Annotated in this window: 18 protein-coding genes; 12 read left to right on the top strand and 6 right to left on the bottom strand. The window is 70.8% G+C overall.

What is annotated here, in order from left to right:
- Together G3573_RS14125 and G3573_RS14120 are read left to right on the top strand one after the other, a co-directional pair.
- Window positions 1-1,521 (top strand): L,D-transpeptidase family protein (locus G3573_RS14125; RefSeq protein WP_240454711.1); only part of this gene is annotated, 1,521 nt, incomplete at its 5' end.
- Window positions 1,522-1,614: 93 nt separating this feature from the next.
- Window positions 1,615-3,153: a L,D-transpeptidase family protein gene (locus G3573_RS14120; RefSeq protein WP_163261879.1), complete on the top strand. Its 1,539-nt coding sequence runs from the start codon at window positions 1,615-1,617 to the stop codon at window positions 3,151-3,153.
- 55 nt (window positions 3,154-3,208) lie between these two features.
- On the opposite strand, the gene G3573_RS14115 is transcribed toward G3573_RS14120, so the two are convergent.
- Together G3573_RS14115 and G3573_RS14110 are read right to left on the bottom strand one after the other, a co-directional pair.
- Window positions 3,209-3,724 carry a DUF1465 family protein gene (locus G3573_RS14115; protein ID WP_240454710.1) on the bottom strand — a complete coding sequence of 172 codons (516 nt, stop codon included), beginning with the start codon at window positions 3,722-3,724 and terminating at the stop codon, window positions 3,209-3,211.
- A gap of 76 nt (window positions 3,725-3,800) precedes the next feature.
- A complete protein-coding gene (locus tag G3573_RS14110) occupies window positions 3,801-4,007 on the bottom strand; it encodes a DUF1192 domain-containing protein (RefSeq protein ID WP_163261878.1) in 207 nt (68 codons plus the stop codon).
- Window positions 4,008-4,075: 68 nt separating this feature from the next.
- Between G3573_RS14110 and G3573_RS14105 the strand changes: the two genes are divergently transcribed.
- The 4 genes from G3573_RS14105 (at window position 4,076) to G3573_RS14090 (ending at window position 7,549) form a co-directional block, all read left to right on the top strand.
- Window positions 4,076-5,062, top strand: coding sequence for an NAD(P)H-quinone oxidoreductase (locus tag G3573_RS14105; RefSeq protein WP_240454708.1), 987 nt, complete (start codon window positions 4,076-4,078; stop codon window positions 5,060-5,062).
- Window positions 5,063-5,137: 75 nt separating this feature from the next.
- Complete coding sequence (locus G3573_RS14100) at window positions 5,138-5,542, top strand: hypothetical protein (protein WP_163261877.1); 405 nt, start codon at window positions 5,138-5,140, stop codon at window positions 5,540-5,542.
- A gap of 56 nt (window positions 5,543-5,598) precedes the next feature.
- The gene (locus tag G3573_RS14095) at window positions 5,599-6,714 is read left to right on the top strand and encodes a 2OG-Fe(II) oxygenase (protein ID WP_163261876.1); all 1,116 of its coding nucleotides are present in this window, start codon (window positions 5,599-5,601) and stop codon (window positions 6,712-6,714) included.
- A gap of 184 nt (window positions 6,715-6,898) precedes the next feature.
- Entirely contained in the window at window positions 6,899-7,549 is a 651-nt protein-coding gene (locus G3573_RS14090) for a cell cycle transcriptional regulator TrcR (protein WP_163261875.1), read from the top strand.
- Between the two features lie 4 nt (window positions 7,550-7,553).
- Here G3573_RS14090 and G3573_RS14085 read toward each other — a convergent pair whose 3' ends face one another.
- Window positions 7,554-7,730: a DUF465 domain-containing protein gene (locus G3573_RS14085; RefSeq protein ID WP_163261874.1), complete on the bottom strand. Its 177-nt coding sequence runs from the start codon at window positions 7,728-7,730 to the stop codon at window positions 7,554-7,556.
- A 92-nt stretch (window positions 7,731-7,822) separates the two neighbouring features.
- On the opposite strand from G3573_RS14085, the gene G3573_RS14080 reads away from it, so the two are divergent.
- The 3 genes from G3573_RS14080 (at window position 7,823) to G3573_RS14070 (ending at window position 9,189) form a co-directional block, all read left to right on the top strand.
- On the top strand, window positions 7,823-8,431 hold the full coding sequence (locus G3573_RS14080; RefSeq protein WP_163261881.1) for a UbiX family flavin prenyltransferase: 609 nt from the start codon (window positions 7,823-7,825) through the stop codon (window positions 8,429-8,431).
- A 2-nt stretch (window positions 8,432-8,433) separates the two neighbouring features.
- Window positions 8,434-8,898 (top strand): TIGR02444 family protein, encoded by a 465-nt coding sequence (locus G3573_RS14075; protein ID WP_205598260.1) that lies wholly within the window; start codon window positions 8,434-8,436, stop codon window positions 8,896-8,898.
- A 66-nt stretch (window positions 8,899-8,964) separates the two neighbouring features.
- The gene (locus G3573_RS14070; RefSeq protein ID WP_163261872.1) at window positions 8,965-9,189 is read left to right on the top strand and encodes a DUF465 domain-containing protein; all 225 of its coding nucleotides are present in this window, start codon (window positions 8,965-8,967) and stop codon (window positions 9,187-9,189) included.
- A 6-nt stretch (window positions 9,190-9,195) separates the two neighbouring features.
- Here the strand turns inward: G3573_RS14070 and G3573_RS14065 are convergent, their stop codons facing one another.
- On the bottom strand, window positions 9,196-9,789 hold the full coding sequence (locus G3573_RS14065; RefSeq protein ID WP_163261871.1) for a GGDEF domain-containing protein: 594 nt from the start codon (window positions 9,787-9,789) through the stop codon (window positions 9,196-9,198).
- A gap of 217 nt (window positions 9,790-10,006) precedes the next feature.
- On the opposite strand from G3573_RS14065, the gene purE reads away from it, so the two are divergent.
- Window positions 10,007-10,498 carry a 5-(carboxyamino)imidazole ribonucleotide mutase gene (purE, locus tag G3573_RS14060; protein ID WP_163261870.1) on the top strand — a complete coding sequence of 164 codons (492 nt, stop codon included), beginning with the start codon at window positions 10,007-10,009 and terminating at the stop codon, window positions 10,496-10,498.
- 5 nt (window positions 10,499-10,503) lie between these two features.
- The gene (locus G3573_RS14055; RefSeq protein WP_163261869.1) at window positions 10,504-11,586 is read left to right on the top strand and encodes a 5-(carboxyamino)imidazole ribonucleotide synthase; all 1,083 of its coding nucleotides are present in this window, start codon (window positions 10,504-10,506) and stop codon (window positions 11,584-11,586) included.
- A gap of 33 nt (window positions 11,587-11,619) precedes the next feature.
- Here G3573_RS14055 and G3573_RS14050 read toward each other — a convergent pair whose 3' ends face one another.
- Window positions 11,620-12,264: a COQ9 family protein gene (locus G3573_RS14050; RefSeq protein WP_163261868.1), complete on the bottom strand. Its 645-nt coding sequence runs from the start codon at window positions 12,262-12,264 to the stop codon at window positions 11,620-11,622.
- 160 nt (window positions 12,265-12,424) lie between these two features.
- On the opposite strand from G3573_RS14050, the gene rpsU reads away from it, so the two are divergent.
- Complete coding sequence (gene rpsU, locus G3573_RS14045; protein WP_163261867.1) at window positions 12,425-12,667, top strand: 30S ribosomal protein S21; 243 nt, start codon at window positions 12,425-12,427, stop codon at window positions 12,665-12,667.
- A gap of 141 nt (window positions 12,668-12,808) precedes the next feature.
- Here rpsU and G3573_RS14040 read toward each other — a convergent pair.
- Window positions 12,809-13,933, bottom strand: a 1,125-nt coding sequence (locus G3573_RS14040) for an ABC transporter permease (protein ID WP_205598258.1), incomplete at its 5' end; no start/stop codon positions are given.

The following is a 13,933-nucleotide window of genomic DNA, read 5'->3' as shown; positions in this document are numbered from 1 at the left end:
GGCAAGCCCGTCGTACCGACGGCCAGGCCGGCCGCGACGACGCCGCAGATGGTCGTGCCGCAGGCCCCGCCCGCGCCGCCGGCGCCGCTGCCCCGCACTGCGGTCGACGCCTACCTGCCGGCCGTGCCGGCCGAGGTCGCCGCCGACGTGCGACGCTTCTACGTCGCCCGCAAGGACAAGACCGCCTGGAACAAGACCAGCGAGGCCGAGCTGCTGGCGGTCCTGAACGAGGCCCAGAAGCACGGCCTCGACCCGAAGAGCTACGTGCCGGTTCTGGGCAAGACGCGCGACCTGGATCGCGACGCCCGGCTGACCGGCGCGGCCCTGCTCTACGCCAAGACCCTGGCGCTGGGCCGGGTCGACCCGTCGACGGTCGAGAACCTGTGGGAGCTGCGCCGCAACAGCCTGGACGGCGCCACCGGCCTGCAGAACGCGCTGAACGGGACCGGCGTGCGCGCCTGGCTGGACAGCCTGGCCCCCAGCGACCTCGGCTACACCAACCTGTCGGCCGGCTATCTGAAGTACCGCGACCTGGCCGCCAAGGGCGGCTGGCCGAAGTTCGAACCCGGCGCGGTGATCCGCCCCGGCGACGCCGACCCGCGCCTGCCGGCCCTGGTCGCGCGCCTGGTGGCCGAGGGCGACCTGGCCGACACCCTGGAGGTCGAGACCTACGACCCGGCGCTGGTCGAGGCCGTCCAGCGCTTCCAGGTCCGCCACGGCCTGGGAGGCGACGGCGTGATCGGGGGCGACACCCAGTCCGCCCTGGCCGCCACCGCCGAGGACCGCGCCCGCCAGATCGCGCTGAACCTGGAGCGCCGCCGCTGGCTGCCGCGCCAGCTCGCGCCCGAGCGCATCGAGGTCAACACGGCCGCGGCCATCATGGTCTACTGGCGCGACGGCGCGCCCTACCACGCCAGCCGCGTGGTGGTGGGCACCTCCCGCAACCAGACCCCCAGCCTCGAGAAGGAATTCAGCTCGCTGGTGGCCAACCCGCCGTGGAACGTCCCGGCCGGCATCGCCGCCAAGGAGATCCTGCCCAAGGGCCCCGGCTACCTGGCCGCCGAGAACATGTACGTGACCGACGACGGTCGTGTCGTGCAGCGTCCCGGACCGAACGCCGCGCTCGGACAGGTGAAGTTCGAGCTGCAGGACTCCTACGCCATCTACCTGCACGACACGCCGTCGAAGCCCGCCTTCGCCAGCCCCAAGCGCCACCGCAGCCACGGCTGCGTGCGCGTGGAGAACGCGGTCGAGTTCGCGCGCCTGCTGCTGGAGCCGGATCCGACCGCCCTGCAGCAGTTCGACGAGCTGCAGACCTCGGGCGAGACCAAGCGGGTCCAGCTGTCGCGCTCGATCCCCGTGCGCCTGCTCTACTGGACCACCTTCGTCGACGGCCAGGGCCGGGTGGCGTTCCGTCCGGACGTCTACGGCCGCGACGCCAAGCTGGCTCAGGCGCTGGGCATCGACGTCTATCTGCCGGGCGGCACCACCGTGCAGGATCCGACCGACGTCGGCCCGTAAGTCGATCGCTGGGACTCCGACGATATTCACCTAGGGGTCGCCACCTATCGTGACGCTACGCGTTCAGGACGGGTAGTTCTGTACGAGTAGAGGATGCCGCGTCACCTGATGTACGCCGCTTGCGCGGCGGTGATTTTCACCACCAGCGCCTGCGGCGCCGACGCCCTGGGCCAGTCGGACGAGCGTTCAGCGCCCGCGCTTTCCCCTGCCGAAATGGAAGCTGCCCTGCAGGGGCGGGAGATGTCGGTGCGGAGCTTCTACGCCGCGCGCCAGAATCAGGCCGCCTGGACGGAAGCCGACGCGAAGGCCCTGACCGAGGCCATCGGCAAGGCCGACCGCCAGGGCCTCGACCCGGCCCCCTACCTGAAGCTGATCCCGCCCGAGGGCGGCGACCTGGCCGCGCGCGACGTCGGCCTGACCCGCGCCGCCCTGGCCTACGCCGGCGCGCTGTCGTCGGGCGTGGTCGACCCGACCACCGTCAATCCGATCTGGGAGCTGGACGGCAATCGACTGAACCCCGCCCCGGGGCTGACCGCCGCCCTGTCACGCGGCGAGGTCGGCGAATGGCTGGCCTCGCTGGCGCCCCAGGACAAGGAATACGTGGCCCTGTCGGAAGCCTATGTGAGCTATCGCAAGCTCGCCGAGACGACCGACTGGCCGCGCGTGCCGGAGGGCGCGAAGCTGGTCCCCGGCGGCCGTGACGTGCGGCTGGCCGCCCTCCAGGCCCGCCTGGCGGTCGAGGGCTATCTGCCGGCGTCGGCCGCCGATGCGCCCGCCCCGGCCCGCTACGGTCCCGATCTGGTCGAGGCGGTGAAACGCTTCCAGGCCGACCACGGCCTGAACGACGACGGCGTGATCGGCGGCGACACCGCCGAAGCCCTGTCCGAGAGCCCCGGCGACCGCGCCGCCCGCATTGCGGTCAATCTGGAACGCCGCCGCTGGCTGAGCCGGATCGTGCCGGAGACCCGCATCGACGTGAACACGGCCTCGACCGTGCTGACCTACTGGCGCGACGGCGTTCCGGTGCATGTGGCCAAGGTCGTGGCCGGCCGGCCCAAGGACCCCACGCCCTCGCTCGGCTCGCCGTTCAACAGCCTGGTGGTGAACCCGCCCTGGGTGGTGCCGGCCTCGATCGCGAGGAAGGAGATCGGCCCGAAGGGCGGCGGCTATCTGCGCAGCCACGGCATGTCCTGGCGCGACGGCCAGATCGTCCAGCGGCCGGGCCCGAAGAACTCGCTGGGCCAAGTGAAGTTCGACATGGACAACCCGCACTCCATCTACCTGCACGACACCCCCTCCAAGGACCTGTTCGCGGAGAACGAGCGCCACCTCAGCCACGGCTGCGTGCGCGTGGAGGGCGCGGTCGACTTCGCGCGGGAACTGGCGGAGGAGAGCGGCAAGGGCGCGGAATTCGACGCGGCCCTGGCGTCGGGCAAGACCGAGCGCGTCGAGCTGGGCCGCAGCGTGCCAGTGCGGCTGCTCTATCACACGGTGTTCGTCGATGCCGACGGACGCGTCGCCTTCCGGCCCGACGTCTACGGCTGGGACGACGACCTGGCGCGGGCGATGGGCGTGAAGGGCCGGGACAAGCTGGCGGCGGCGGCGGACGTCACCGCCCCGCTGGGCCCGTGAGCCTTCCGCTGGAAGGCTCCATACTACTAGGAACGAGCGCGATCGCGCTCGGCAATCAGCCGCCGAAGGCGGCCTGGAGGCGTCCGAACTGGGACAGCACCGGGTGGGCGGCTTCCTCGACCGGGCCGTCCACGAACATCTTGCGGTCCAGGTACAGCACCCGGTCGTAGAGACGCTCGGAGCGGTCCAGCAGGTCGCGCAGGTCGGCCGGCAGATCCTCGACGTGAGCGCCGGGCTCGGCCTGGCACACGGCCTGGGCGCCCAGGCGATAGCGCGGCAGGCAGGCCTCGCGGGCCTCCATGTCGCCCTCGCGGACCGCGCGCTGGACCAGCAGCCAGGAGGCGACCTGCATCAGCCGGGTGGTCAGGCGCATGCTCTCGCCCGCATAGGCCAGGGCGGCGGAGCGGGACAAAAGCTTGGAGTCGCGGCGGCCGTCGCCGTCCAGGTAGGCGGCGGTCTCCTCGACCAGCTCCATGCCTTCGCGGAAGGTGCGGTCGAACAGTTCCGAACAGGCGAAGTCGTGCACCGTTTCGGCTTGGGCGACGGAGATGTCCGCGTCCTGATCGATCAACTCATTGCCCCCTGTGCAGCCGAGACGAGACCCGCGCCTCGTCACGGCCGGCGCGCTGCAACGGCCGTGCCAACCGTTAAGAACCCTTGAACGAAAACAGCGCGTCGGCCGCGCTTTTCTTCGCCTGCTTGCCGTCCAGCGCCGCGCGCGAGCGCGCCGCCTCGGCTTCCAGCACGGCGATTCGCTCTTCCAGTTCCTCGACCCCGTAGAGATCGAGATCCTCACGCTTCAAGTCCGCCAAGGCCGCGCCGCGGCCTGTCGGGCGGGGAAGGTCTTCAAACATACGCCCTCCTCTTTGCTCGGCCCGGAACGAAGGCCTATGTGAACCCCGCTCTTAATGGGAAAGCAAGCATGAGGGCTGAGGTGATGCGCGCGATCGAAGTGCGCGGCGGCGCGGGCCCGGCCGAGGCCCTGACCCTGGCCGAAGTTCCGGTTCCCCGCCCGAAGGCGAACGAGATCCTGATCCGGGTGCACGCGGCCGGCGTGAACCGTCCCGACCTGCTTCAGCGCCAGGGACTGTACCCGCCGCCGCCGGGCGCCTCCGACGTTCTGGGCCTGGAGGTCGCCGGCGAGGTGGCCATGGTCGGCGAGGACGCCGTGCGCTGGCGCGTCGGCGACAAGGTGACGGCGCTGCTGGGCGGCGGCGGCTACGCCGAGTTCGCCACGGTCGACGCCCGCCACGCCCTGCCGATTCCGCACGAGCTTTCCTACGTCGACGCCGCCGTCCTGCCCGAGACCGTCTTCACCGTCTGGACCAACGTGTTCGAGCGCGGCGGGCTGAAGGCCGGCCAGGCCTTGCTGGTGCACGGGGCGACCTCGGGCATCGGCGTGACCGCGATCCAGATGGCCAAGGCCGCCGGGGCGAAGGTGATCGCCACCTCGCGCGGGGCCGAGAAGGCGGCGCGGGCCAAGAGCCTGGGCGCCGACCTCTCGATCGATTCCAGCGCCGGCGACTTCGTCGCCGCCGTGCGTGAGGCCGGCGGGGCGGACGTGATCCTCGACATGGTGGGCGGGGACTTCGTGTCGCGGAACCTCGAGTGCCTGAACACCGACGGGCGGCTGGTGCAGATCGCCTTCCAGGCCGGCGCGACGGTCGAGCTGGACCTGCGCCGGATCATGCTCAAGCGCCTGACCCTGACCGGCTCGACCCTGCGCTCGCGCGACCCGGACGAGAAGGCCCGCCTGGCCGCGGCCGTTGAAACCCACGTCTGGCCGTGGGCCGAGGCGGGGCTGCTGAAGCCGCCGATCGACGCGGTGTTCCCGCTGGAACGCGCCGCCGACGCCCACCGCCGGCTGGACGAAGGGACCCACGTCGGCAAGGTCGTGCTGACCGCCTGAGGCCGGCCTCGCAGCGGGGGCTTACAGCCGAGCTTTTCGTGTTAACCTTCGCGCTCAGAGTGCACGGAGGGGATCATGGCTCGGTCGAGCGATCCGCGTGCGTTGGTTCGTCGGCACGCGGCGGCGTTTCTGATTTCAGTGTTTCTGGCGACCCCGGTCCTGGCTCAGCCTTCGGGCAAGGGCACGTGGGAAGCCGACAGCGGCGACTTCGTCGAAGTCCACAACGGCACCTACTCCCTGGCGGTCAGCGAGCAGGGCGACGGCGGCTCGGTCTTCAGCGAAGGCAAGGTGGTCGATCGCAAGCCCACGGGCGACGGCGGCCTGGAGCTGACGTTGAAGCCGAACACGGTCGGCGGCGCCAACCGGTCCGAATACGCCACCATGGTGCTGGTGATCTCGCCCGACGGAACCCAGGCCGAGCTGTTCACGGTCCACGGCGGCGCGCGCCACAGCGTCATCAGGCTGGGCTCCAAGCCCTAGCGTGTTGCGCCGGCGGCGCTCGCGGCTAGTCTCGCGGACCTGTCCGCGGAGGCCCCATGAGCGCCGACCCTCGCACCTCGCTGCTGCCGGGCGACCCGGCGCCCTGGTTCCGGGTCGCCTCGACCAGCAACCCCCGCTACGTGTTCGACACGGTCGCGGGCCGCTACGTGCTGCTGGCCTTCCTGGGCTCCGCCGCCTCGCCCGAGGCGCAGGCGGCGCTGGCCGCCGTCGAGGCGCGCCGGCCGCTGTTCGACGACGAGCGGGCCTCTTTCTTCGGCGTCAGCACCGACCCTGACGACCAGGCGCAGGGCCGTCTGGTCGAAAGACTGCCCGGCGTGCGCTTCTTCCTGGATTTCGAGCGCGCCGTCAGCCGCCTCTACGGGGCAGCCGGCGAGGACGACAGTTGCCGGCCGTTCTGCCTGCTGCTGGATCCCATGCTGCGCGTGCTGGCCCGCGCGCCGCTGGAGCGGATCGGGGCGGTCGCGGACCTGCTGGCCACCCTGCCGCCGCCCCAGGACCACGCCGGCGTGGAGACCCACGCCCCGGTGCTGATCCTGCCGCGGGTGTTCGAACCCGAATTCTGCAGCCGGCTGATCGAGATCTACGAGCAGGGCGAGGCGCAGGACTCCGGCTTCATGCGCGAGATCGACGGCAAGACCGTGCTGGTGCTGGATCACGCCTTCAAGCGGCGGACCGACCACGAGCTGCAGGACGCCGCGGTCATCCAGGCGGCCAAGGCCCGCATCCAGCGCCGGATCGTCCCGGAGATCGCCAAGGCCTTCCAGTTCCAGGTGACCCGCATGGAGCGCCACCTGGTGGCCTGCTACGACGGCGAGACCGGCGGCTGGTTCCGCCCGCACCGCGACAACACCACCGCCGGCACCGCCCACCGACGCTTCGCCGTGACCGTCAACCTGAACGCCGAAGGCTACGAAGGCGGGGAGCTGATGTTCCCGGAGTTCGGCCCGCGCCGGTACAAGGCCCCGACCGGCGGCGCGGTGGTGTTCGGCTGCGGCCTGCTCCACACCGTCGCCCCGGTCACCCGCGGACGACGCTTCGCCTTCCTGCCGTTCCTCTACGACGAGGCCGCCGCCAGGCTGCGCGAGGCCAACAACGCCCACCTGGGCGAGGGCGTCGGCGCCTATCGGGCCGGCAACGCGCCGGCGCTCTGACCAGCCGTCGAGGCACGCCGAACGCCTGTTAAATCACATGGAATCGCGCGCGAAGACCGCCGTTCGCAGTTCCCTTCGGCAACGAAGCGGCCTATAGATCGTTCGATCCGCGCCCGGCCGAAAGGCCGGGCGCCGCCGTTTCCAGACCCCGCTCGCGCGGCAGAACAACGAAAGAACTCGCGCCATGGCCGAGATCCTGATGCCCAAGGCGACCGCCGTCTGGCTGGTCGACAACACCTCGCTCTCGTTCGAGCAGATCGCCGACTTCTGCGGGCTGCACCCGCTGGAAGTGAAGGGCATCGCCGACGGCGAAGTGGCGCGCGACATCCGCGGCGCCGACCCGATCGCCAACGGCCAGCTGTCGCGCGAAGAGCTCGACAAGGCTCAAGGCAACGAAGCCTACCGCATGAAGGCGCTGGTCAGCCGTCACGCCGACCTGTTCGCCAAGTCGACCCAGAAGAAGGGCCCGCGCTACACCCCGGTGTCGCGCCGTCAGGACCGTCCGGACGCCATCGCCTGGTTCATCCGGCACCACCCGGAAGTGGCCGACGCCCAGATCGCCAAGCTGCTCGGCACCACCAAGGCCACCATCGAGAGCGTGCGCGGCCGCACGCACTGGAACGCGGCCAACCTGAAGCCGGTGGATCCGGTCACCTTGGGCCTGGTCAGCCAGCTGGAGCTGGACGACGTGGTCCGCAAGGCGGCCGAGAAGAAGGCCAAGGAAGACGCGCGCACCGGCGGCGCCACCCTGCGCCCGGCGGCGGAATCGACCTCGGTGTTCGGCGAAGAGGAAGCGCCGGCGTCCGAGCCTGAGGACGCCGGCGACGAGTGGTGAAGATCTAGCTGGAAGAGCGGGTCTGCAGAGTCTGGATCTCCTCCTTCAGCCTGAGCTTCTGACGCTTCATTTCGTGAACTCGTAAGGAATCCGCGTTCGGCCTGGCCATCTCTTGCTGGATGGCCAGGTCGAGCGACTGGTGCCGATTACCGAGTTCACGGATACGAGCGTCGATCGCCATGGCTTGCGCCTCCTAAAAAGGTACGGAACATCCCCAGACGACACCCGTGAGGCTCGGGTGTTGAATCACAATGCGTTTCCACACTTCACGGAATCCGGAGCGAAATTTCTGTGGGTGAACCGACGCGGATCATCGTGGGCATATCCGGCGCCTCGGGCGCGGCCTACGGCGTGCGGGTGCTGGACGCCCTCGCAGAGCTTGGCGTGGAAAGCCATCTGGTGGTCACCAAGGCCGCCGCGCTGACCCTGGCCAGCGAGACCGACCTGACCATTTCCGACCTGCAGGCGCGCGCCGCGGTCGTCCACAAACTCGCCGACGTGGGCGCTTCTGTCGCATCCGGATCGTTCCGGACGCTGGGGATGATCGTCTCGCCCTGCTCGGTCCGGACCATGAGCGAGATCGCCACCGGCGTGACCTCCAACCTCCTGACCCGCGCCGCCGACGTGACCCTGAAGGAGCGCCGGCCGCTGGTGCTGATGGTGCGCGAGACGCCGTTCCACCTCGGCCACCTGCGCACCATGACCGCGCTGACCGAGATGGGCGCGGTGATCGCTCCGCCCCTGCCCGCCTTCTACGCCCGCCCGACCTCGATCGAGGAGCTGGTCGACCAGTCGGTCGGTCGCGCGCTCGACCTGTTCGGCCTGGACTGGAAGCCGGTGAAGCGCTGGGGCCGCGATCTCGGTCCCGTGAGCGGGGTGTGAACATGCGCCTGTGGGACTGGGCCGTGGCGGCCTATGCGCGCCCCGAAGTGAGCGAACGGTGCCTGCTGCTGCAGGACACCCACGCCCAGAACGTGCCGCTGCTGCTGTGGGCCGCCTGGTGCGCCGGCGAGGGTCGCGCCCTGGACGAAGACACCCTCGAGGCCGCCGTCGACACCGTGCGGGCCTGGGACGGCGCGGCGGTCTCGCCGCTCCGGGCCATCCGGCGCACCCTGAAGGGCCCGATCCCCGACATGACCGACGCGGCGCGGCAATCCGTACGCGAACAGATCAAGGCCGCCGAGCTGGCCGCCGAACGCGCCCTGCTGGACGATCTGGAGGCGCTTTCGCCCGCGCCGGCCGGCGGGGCCAAGCCCTACGGGCCGGCCCTGGTCGCCGCGTCGAAGGCCTGGAGCCGGGTGACTCCGCGAGCGGATCTCGAAGGTCTCGCCGCCCAGCTTCCGGCCTGACCCGCCCTCGGGTATAATCCGGGTTTCTCGCGCCGGGGTCGCGCGCGAGGGGACCCAAGTCTGCGCATGAACGACGACGATTCGACCGCCCGGGCCGGTGACCCCCACATCCGCTCCCGGGTGCAAACCCTTCGGCAGGAACACCAGGATCTCGACGCATCCATCAGTGCGCTCGAAACCATGCCCTTGCCCGACCAGCTGCTGATCGCGCGCCTGAAGCGCAAGAAGCTGGCCCTGCGCGACCAGATCGGCGTGCTGGAAGATCAGATCCTGCCGGACATCATCGCCTAGACGGCGTCAGCGGCTCCGCTTGCGGACGAACATGGCCGCGTCGGCTTCGGCCAGCCATTGCTCCGCGTCGGTCTGGTCGACCAGGGCGCGCACGCCGAACGATCCGCCCAGCGGCACGGGGACGCCGTCCCAGTCGAAGCCGCCGGCCGCGATCAGATGGGTGAGCACAGCCGCCTTGGCCTTGGCCGAGGCCTCGTCGGCGTAGAGCATCAGCACGCCGAACTCGTCGCCGCCCAGCCGGCCCAGCCAGTCGCTGTCGCGCAGATTGTTGGTGAGCAGCTCGCCGATCCACTTCAGCGCCGCGTCGCCGGCGGGGTGGCCGAAGCTGTCGTTGACCGACTTGAAGCCGTCGAGGTCGAGATAAAGCAGCGACGCCTTGGTGCCGTAACGCCGGCTGGCGCCGATCACCCGCTGCAGCTCGCGCATGAAGGCCCGGCGGTTCAGCACCGGCACCAGCGGATCGTGGTCGGCCAGGGCCTCGGCCGTCTCGGCCCGCACCTTCAGCTCGGCGACCTCGGCGCGCAGCCGCTCGACCTCCGCCCGCAACGCGCGCACGTCGTCGGTGTCGACCGGCTGACTGCGAACGCTCTCGGACGTCATCAAAGGCTCCCACGCGCGAGTCACGAACGCCGCGCCGCATGATGCTAGCGCCGGTTTCAGGCGGTGGGGAGCCCGCTCAGCCGCTCCTTTCAGCGTCAGATCGCGTGCGCTGCGACGAAAACCGCGTCCATTCGACCGTTGCGCGCCCTCCCTTGTTGCGAGCGCGACCCGCCTGCCTATACTCCGCGGCTTTTCCGGGCCGGGGGAAGGCACGCGAATGAGCAAGACCACGCCGCCGGTGGCGATCATCATGGGCAGCCGCTCGGACTGGCCGACCATGAAGGGCGCCGCCGACATGCTGGACGCCCTGGGCGTCCGCTACGAAGCCAAGGTGGTCTCCGCCCACCGCACGCCCGAGCGCCTGTTCGACTTCGCCAAGACCGCCAAGGCCACGGGCTACAAGGTGGTGATCGCCGGCGCCGGCGGCGCGGCCCACCTGCCCGGCATGTGCGCCTCCATGACCGAACTGCCGGTGCTGGGCGTGCCGGTGCAGTCCAAGGCGCTGAGCGGACTCGATTCGCTGCTCTCCATCGTGCAGATGCCCGGCGGCGTGCCGGTCGGCACCCTGGCCATCGGCGAGGCGGGCGCGAAGAACGCCGGCCTGCTGGCGGTGCAGATCCTGGCCCTGTCGGACGCCGGCCTGGCCCTGCGGCTGGCCGCATGGCGCGAACGCCAGACCGAATCGGTCGCCGAAACCGTCGAGGACTGAAGTAATTGGCTGATTTCCCGCTTCCGCCGGGTTCGACCATCGGCATTCTGGGCGGCGGCCAGCTGGGCCGCATGCTGGCCATGGCCGCCGCGCGCCTGGGCTTCGACGTCGCCATCCTGGAGCCCGGCCCGGTGTCGCCGGCGGGGCGCGTGTCGTCGCTGGAGATCTGCGCCGACTACGACGACGAGGACGCGCTGGAGCAGCTGGCCGCCAGCTGCGACGTGGTCACCTTCGAGTTCGAGAACGTGCCCGCCGCCGCGCTGAAGACCCTGGCCGGCTTCGGGACCGAGGTCGCGCCCGGACCGAAGGCTCTGGCCTTCACCCAGGACCGGGTCGAGGAGAAGCGCTTCCTGGTCGCCCACGGCGTCGACACCGTCGCCTTCGAGGCGATCGATTCGGCCGACGACATTCCCGCCGCCCTGGAACGCCTGGGCGCGCCGGCCCTGCTGAAGACCCGCCGCGAGGGCTACGACGGCAAGGGCCAGGCCTGGGTGAAGGACGCCGGCGAAGCCGCCGTCGCCTTCGCCGCCATCGGCGCCAAGCCGGCCATCCTGGAAGCCCGCGCCGACTTCGTGCGCGAACTGTCGGTGATCGCCGCGCGCGGCCGCGACGGCCAGGTCGCGGTCTATCCGATGGGCGAGAACCGCCACGCCGGCGGCGTGCTGCGCACCACCACCGCGCCCGCCGCCGTGCCGGACGCCACCCGCGACCGCGCGGTGGAGATCGCCGGCCGCATTCTCGAAGGCCTCGACTATGTCGGCGTGCTGGGGGTGGAGCTGTTCGAGCTCGCCGACGGCCGCCTGCTGGTCAACGAGATCGCGCCGCGCGTCCACAACACCGGCCACTGGACCCAGGACGGCTGTCTCTGCGACCAGTTCGAGCAGCACGTCCGCGCCGTCGCCGGCTGGCCGCTGGGCCCGACGGAGGCGCGCGCCGCGGTGGAGATGGAGAACCTGCTGGGCGCCGACGCCGACCGCTGGGCCGAGATCGCCGCCGAACCGAACGCGGTCCTGCACCTCTACGGCAAGGGCGACGCCCGCCCCGGCCGCAAGATGGGCCACGTGAACCGGGTCAAGCCGCTGCGGTGATCCCCTCTCTTCCCCTGCGTAGCGGGGAGGAGATCAAGCCCGCCCGTAACGCATCCGCCCCAGCGCCTCGGCGACCTGGCGGGCGGTTTCGGACGGCTTGATGCCAGCCTTCCACTTCTCGAACTGCATGACGTTCTCGATGCGGGCGGCGACGTACTCGTCGGCCGCCTCCTGGCCGCCTTCCAGCAGCACGGCGAGCGCCGAGACCAGGATGCCCGAGAGGATGGCGCGCTTGGAGTAGTGGTTCTCGTCGGTGGCCGTGTCGCCGGCCCAGCGCCAGATCGCGTCGGCGCTCTCCCAGGCCAGCTTCAGCGCCAGCGGCGTGTTCAGCGGGAAGGCCAGGAAGGCGGTCCACCGATGCACGGCGGCTTCGTCGGCGGCGGCCGCTTGCAAGCGGGCCTGGACGCCGCGGAAGATGCGTTCGCGGATCTTCAGGCTCTTGGGGTCGACCTCGGCCAGGGCGGCCATGGCCTGGGCGTCGTGACGGCGCGACAGCAGGGCGGCCAGATCGCGCGCGCCGTGGGGAATCACCAGCTCGCGTTCGCCCCGGGTCAGGCCGCAGTCGCGCCCGGCCGCGTCAGCCAGCGAGACGTTCCAGCCGAGCCCCGGCGCCCGCGCGATGGCGGCCTCCAGGAGCTCCTGTTCCTTGCGTTCGGCCCAGCCGCTGTCTTCGATCATGGGCGCCAACATAGGCCGCCGCGCGGGCGCGAGCCACGCCTAGACTCAGGGGAGTCTTTCACGTATATCCGCCCGCCTGCACGGAAGGCCGACTTCCGGGTTCGAGGTTCCGTTGCCCGCCATGACTGCACGGCGAGGCGGGTGATTGTAAGGAGAGACCGTGGTCCAGATTTTCGTCCGCGACAACAATGTCGACCAGGCCCTGAAGGCGCTGAAGAAGAAGATGCAGCGCGAGGGCTCGTTCCGCGAGATGAAGCGCCACGTGCACTACGAAAAGCCGTCTGAAAAGCGCGCCCGCCAAAAGGCGGAAGCCGTGCGTCGCGCCCGCAAGCTGGCCCGCAAGCGCCTGCAGCGCGAAGGCCTGCTGCCGGCCCCGAAGCCGCGTCCGGGCGGCCGTCGCTAATACGCGTGAGGTCGAGCGCGGGGTCTCCCGCCGCTCCTTGACGTTAAAGACAAAGAAGGCCGCCTCCTCCGGAGGCGGCCTTTTCTGCGTCCAAGACCTGGTGGCCGAAGGCGGGCGCCGGTCTCGGCGCCCGCCTCGCGGTCAGCCTTTCCCGGTCATCAGGGCGAACACGCCGCGCCAGTCGAACTTGCCGCTCGACAGGGCCCCGGCCCGGAAGGCCTTGCCGCCCAGCCAGACCATCAGCGCGCCCACAGCCGCCATGCCGGCCAGCGCGATCGCGACCTCGATCAGCGGCGGGTTCGAAGGCGCCCGCGCGCTCATCAGGAACGGCGCGAAGAACGGCACCATGGACATGGTCTTGATCAGCGGCAGGTCCGGGGTGCGGATGGCCATCTGCATGACGATGATCGGCACGCTCAGCACGATCATCACCGGCCCCAGCAGGGTCTGGGCGTCGCGGGGCGTCTCGCAGAACGCCCCGATGGCCGCGAACACCATGGCGTACATCAGGTAGCCGCCGACCAGGTACAGGGCGAGGTAGAAGATAAGCCCCCCGTCCAGCAGGACCGAGCCCAGATCGTCGGCCAGGCCCGGCAGCAGCATGTGCAGCGCATAGGCGCCCAGGCCGAACCACACGCCCAGCACCGTGGCGGTGATCATCGCCACCCCCAGCACCTTGCCGCCGAGGATCTCGGTCGTGGAGGCCGAGGACATCAGCACCTCGAGCACCCGGTTCGACTTCTCCTCCATGACGCTGTTCATCAGGATGCTGGCGCCGCTGATCACCGACGACCACAGCAGCATGCCCAGAACGAAGCCGACCACGCCCGGCAGCCGGTCGCGCAGGGAGACCTCGCCGCCGCCCACCGACTTGGGCGAGAACACGTCCACCTTGGGCTTCAGATCGGCCAGGGAGGCCGCCGTGGCCGGATCCAGCCCGGCGGCGATCAGGCTGTCGCGACGGATGACGTCGCGCAGGGCCTCGCGCACGGCGGTCTCGACCGCCTCGTCGGACACGCGTTCCGACCACAGCCGCGCCTTCAGTTCGCCGTCGCGCCGCTCCAGCAGCACCACGGCCGAAAGCTCCCCGTCCATCAGGTGGGGACGCAGCGCCTTTTCGGCCGCCGCCAGCGTCGGCGCGGAAGCGACGTCCTGCGGCGCGGCGACCACGCGCAGGTCGCGCTTGGGCGGTGCGTAGGCCGCGCCGGCGCGCGGCGCGACCCGCTTCAGCGCCGCCAGCCCGGCGTCCAGGCCGTCGCGGTCGAC

The organism is Caulobacter sp. 17J65-9 (assembly GCF_010975005.1).
Classification (GTDB): domain Bacteria; phylum Pseudomonadota; class Alphaproteobacteria; order Caulobacterales; family Caulobacteraceae; genus 17J80-11.
Note: the sequence above shows the minus strand (reverse complement) of the source record. Positions and strands in the feature narration are given on the sequence as shown.